This is a genomic window from Candidatus Atribacteria bacterium (assembly GCA_011056645.1).
Classification (GTDB): domain Bacteria; phylum Atribacterota; class Phoenicimicrobiia; order Phoenicimicrobiales; family Phoenicimicrobiaceae; genus Sediminicultor; species Sediminicultor quartus.
The window spans coordinates 1-4,469 of the sequence record DSEL01000090.1; the positions used below are offsets into that span (position 1 = coordinate 1).

5 protein-coding genes are annotated in these 4,469 nt (G+C 34.9%); all 5 read left to right on the top strand.

The annotated features are described in order from the left end of the window. The first annotated feature begins 10 nt into the window (after window positions 1-10). Window positions 11-766: a prepilin peptidase gene (locus tag ENO17_03655; GenBank protein HER24131.1), complete on the top strand. Its 756-nt coding sequence runs from the start codon at window positions 11-13 to the stop codon at window positions 764-766. A gap of 159 nt (window positions 767-925) precedes the next feature. Then, window positions 926-1,138, top strand: coding sequence for a type II toxin-antitoxin system HicB family antitoxin (locus ENO17_03660; protein HER24132.1), 213 nt, complete (start codon window positions 926-928; stop codon window positions 1,136-1,138). Next, a complete protein-coding gene (locus ENO17_03665) occupies window positions 1,135-1,371 on the top strand; it encodes a type II toxin-antitoxin system HicA family toxin (GenBank protein HER24133.1) in 237 nt (78 codons plus the stop codon). Before ENO17_03660 ends, ENO17_03665 begins: the two co-directional genes overlap by 4 nt. 111 nt (window positions 1,372-1,482) lie before the next feature. Beyond that, window positions 1,483-1,944 (top strand): type II secretion system protein, encoded by a 462-nt coding sequence (locus ENO17_03670; GenBank protein HER24134.1) that lies wholly within the window; start codon window positions 1,483-1,485, stop codon window positions 1,942-1,944. Between the two features lie 143 nt (window positions 1,945-2,087). Next, a partial coding sequence (locus tag ENO17_03675; GenBank protein ID HER24135.1) for a prepilin-type N-terminal cleavage/methylation domain-containing protein occupies window positions 2,088-4,469 on the top strand: 2,382 nt, incomplete at its 3' end.

A 4,469-nucleotide genomic window follows, 5' to 3' on the forward strand; every position in this document is an offset into this window, starting at 1 on the left:
GTATTATGATATAAATGTCATTCTAATATTCATATTAGGTCTCATAGTGGGAAGTTTTTCTAATGTTTGCATCTATAGAATTCCCAGAGACGAATCGATAGTATACCCAGCATCTCATTGTCCCAAATGTCATAGTAATATTTTACCGAAAGATAATATACCTTTATTAAGTTATATCCTGCTCCGTGGCAAATGCCGTAATTGTAAAAACAAGATATCTATACAATATCCTATAGTAGAATTTTTAACTGGATTAATATACTTAATTATTTATCTGGCTTTTGGTTTAAGTTTTCAAACTTTGATCTATATAATTTTATCATCGGCTCTTATCATTATTGCTTTTATCGATTTAAATGACCAAATTGTACCAGATGTGATTTCTTTACCGGGGATAGTGATAGGATTTATAGTGAGTTTTTTTGTTACTTATATATCCGTTATAAACTCAGGCTTAGGAATATTGGTTGGCGGAGGAATAATACTGATTATCGGAATTGCCGGCACCATTATTTTTAAGAAAGAGGCCATGGGTGGAGGAGATGTAAAACTTGCTTCCATGATCGGTGCCTTCCTGGGCTGGAGATACATCATTATTTCCCTTTTTTTAGGATTTTTTTTGGGAGCATTAGCAGGAATCATCCTAATTTTGTCGAAGATTAAGAAGAGAGAGGATATGGTGCCTTTCGGACCATTCATTATCTTAGGTTCGTTCATCACCCTTTTATGGGGTGGGCAAATTATTTCGTGGTATTTTGGATTTTAAAATAGAGAGTGATTTATAATGTAGGGGTTCGATTCATCGAACCCGCAATTAGGACGGGTTGGATAAATCCAACCCCTACAAAATACCTGTCCTCAACATGATCGGGGAATAGGAATCCAGAAATAAATAAATGTAATTAGAAAACAGGAGAAATTTATTATGAAATATAGAATTTTTATTGAACAAGATGAAGATGGCATATTTGTTGCTGAATGTCCTGCTTTGCCTGGATGTATTTCTCAAGGCAAGAGCCGAAAAGAAGTTTTGGAAAATATTCAAGAAGCTATTAAGGGGTATTTAGAGAGTTTAAGAATGCATGATGAACCCGTTCCTCCATCTATTGAAGAAGAAATTGTAGAGGTAGCAAGTTGAGTGGTTTATCAATAATAACCGGGAAAGATCTTTGTAAAATATTAGAAAAAATAGGATATATTAAAGATCACCAAACCGGTAGTCATATTATTTTAAGGAATAAAAAATATCCTTTTCGTAGATTAACCATTCCAAATCATAAAGAAATCGCAAAAGGAACATTAAGAGCTATTATACGTCAAATTGGACTGTCTTTAAATGAATTTGAGAAATTAGTAAAGCATAAAAAATAAAAAAGTAATGTCATTCCCATAAAATCTGTCCGCGACTTGACCGGGGAATGGGAATTTATCTAATATCCAAGAACCAAAAACTATATATAACGAAAGATAAACAGACACAGTATGATTCAGAGCATTAATCGTACAAAAGGTTACACTCTTATTGAGCTAATGGTGGTAGTAGGAATAATTGCCTTATTGCTTGGTCTTTCTTTTAAAGGAATATTTAATTTAATGGAATGGAGTAAACTAAATAGGGCAGCGGCACTTTTAAGTGCAGAATTAAAAAATACGCAAACGAGAGCATTTTATGAGGGAGAATATTACAAGGTACAATTTTGGCCGATATTGGAAAGATATAGAATTTATAAGCAAACCGAATTAATTGATGATATAATATTAGAAGATGTAGATTTATTTAATACTAATTTTACCAATGATAATGTATATTTCTACCCAAATGGAGTTCCCGGACAAGGCGGGACAGTTACTTTACAAAATAAAAGAGGTAAGAATCTTTACGTGATCATGACTCCGGTAACGGCCCGGGTACGAATCAGCCCGGAACCCCCGGAGAATTGGTAAAAAACAGTATATAGATACTACATACTGAATACTATTCATTGATTTTATTAGCTAAGAAGCTCATAAATAGGGAATATAAACAATATAAAGAAGTTTTAAAATATCCTTTATCTTAATTTTTTAATTAATACTATTTTTACTATATGCTTATCACTTATTACTCTTTGCTTATTACTATATTTTTATACTCGATGCTATATACTTTCTTTATAATCGGTGGTGATTTTATGTTAAATAAAAATAGAAAATTATCGAAAAAAGGTTTTAGTTTAATTGAATTAATGGTAGCAGTAATCATTTTAGCCATAGCTGTATTAGGAATATTTCTTGCTTTTAGTAACGCGTGGATGGGAATGGCCAATGCCCGGGACAGAACTGTTGCTACTAATTACGCCCGGGAAGCAATGGAAGATGTTAAAAATATGGATTTTGAAATGATTACCAATGAGAATCTCGGTATGGCTGAAAGCGTAGGCGCGAAATATACCAGAGTAATCATTGTAAATACAGAGAGTGATAATTTAAAAAAAATTAACACTAGAGTCTTCTGGACAAATAGACAGGGTCAATATGTAAGCGTAGAACCTTCGATGTATATTAACAGAACCATATTTAATCCGGGGGCAGCTACGCATCTTAATCTTTATGCTGATCCTTATTATACTGTTTTACCTAGTGCTGGCACTTCTAATATTATTGCAGTCATTAAGGACTCAAACGGAAATACAAAGATTGACTGGGATGGCGGCGATATTCAGTTCACTGTTCTCGGTTCTGGATATTCGGATTTTGATAAGGGTGCCATAGGTTCAGATTTAGGATATTTGGGTTCGGGATTTGATGATATTTCTGTGACTACGAATGAGGGCAGAGCAGAAGTAATTTTTGCTGCTTCTGGGTTTGAAATATCAGAGGGTGTTCCTGCCCAGGGTGAGGTGGTTATAGAGGCTTCTGTTGATTTGCCAAATGGTGGACCCACTATAAGTGATACAATTACTATTACTATTACTCTTGATGTCGTAAGAATAGAACTATTAGCTAATCCTGATAGTATAGATGCTGATGGAATAAGTATTTCTACTGTTACTGCGGCATTAGTCAATTCAGGTGGTGTAACCGTCGAGGATGCGCCAAACGATATAACCTTTAACATTTCGGGGGAAGGAATTTTTGTCGATTCAGGAGGAACACCTTTAGGCAGTACAACAGTACCTATGACGCCTTCTGAAGGCACTGCGACAATATATGTTCAGTCTATCCTTGATACACCCGGTATTGCTACAGTCACAGCTACATCTGAAGGTTTATTAAGTGATACCGTGAATATAGTTACAACCGGTGATGCAACTTCTATTTCTGTTTCCGTAGATCCTGATTTAATCTATATCGATGATACGGATGGGGCAACGGTCACTGTAGAAATTCAGGATGTAAATGGAAATCCGATTGAATTTACTGGAGCAATAAATATTGCAACTTCTGATGGTACCGGAAACTTCATACCAAATATTTTGAATTTTGCTGGCACATCTTCAGCATCTACCACTTTTTCTTCTGCTTCTATAGGAATAGTTACTATTACGGCAAGTGGAGGAGGTTTGACAGATGGAAGTGTAATCATAGAAGTTAAAGCTCCGTTAATTGCTGATACGATTAGTTTAAGTGCTATTCCAAAAAACATTCTTGCGGGTGGAATGGGTGTTTCTGAAATTACAGCCACTATCAAACAGGGGTCCACTGTCATTGCTAATTATAGTAATTCGATAACTTTTAAAATAGTTACAGATACTTCAAATTTACACGATGCACTACTTTCTTTTAATTCCAATACTTATCCCACTAATATTCCTCTAACTATTGATGGAGTTGATTATGGTAGTGATGGGAAAGTTGAGGAGGTATATTTAACGCCGGCAAGTAATGTAGGTATATGTACTATTGAAGTTTCTACTACTAATTCTTCTGGTACTCTTATTAATAATACTGTACAAGTAGGATTTTATTCAAGCGAACATCATATTAAACTAAACGCGGTCCCATCGAAAATGTTGGTAAATGGTGACAATTGTACTGTCACTGCCACAGTAGTTGATGAAGGTGGAACCCCAATTAATACATATAATGAAGACGTTACCTTTACCATATTAGTAGGTTGGCCTAAAAATGCTAAATTTGCTGCAACTGGTACAAGCAGCCTTACAACAACTATGGTTAACGGAGAAATTTCTGTAGGTTTGATACCACAAAAAGAAGCTGGTACGGTAACCCTGAAAGCGAGCTCTTTTACAGGTATGACAAATATTAGCGGATATTTAAATATTCCGGTAGTCACTACTTTATTAGAATTAGCCCCGATACCCAATATAATTTATGAAGGAAATCAAGTTAGTTTTGATATTGAGGTTCAGGGAGCAGGGATTAATCTGGCGGAAATGCAAATTTTATGGTCACCTGATGATTCGGAAACTTTAAATAAAATTGAAATAAATCCCAATAGTACAGGTAATCCTGTAATATATCCCGAC

What these genes read in the sequence shown, in the direction of transcription:
- ENO17_03670 (HER24134.1), top strand. Translation starts at nt 1,483, where the DNA reads ATGATTCAGAGCATTAATCGTACAAAAGGTTACACTCTTATTGAGCTA.
- ENO17_03660 (HER24132.1), top strand. Translation starts at nt 926, where the DNA reads ATGAAATATAGAATTTTTATTGAACAAGATGAAGATGGCATATTTGTT.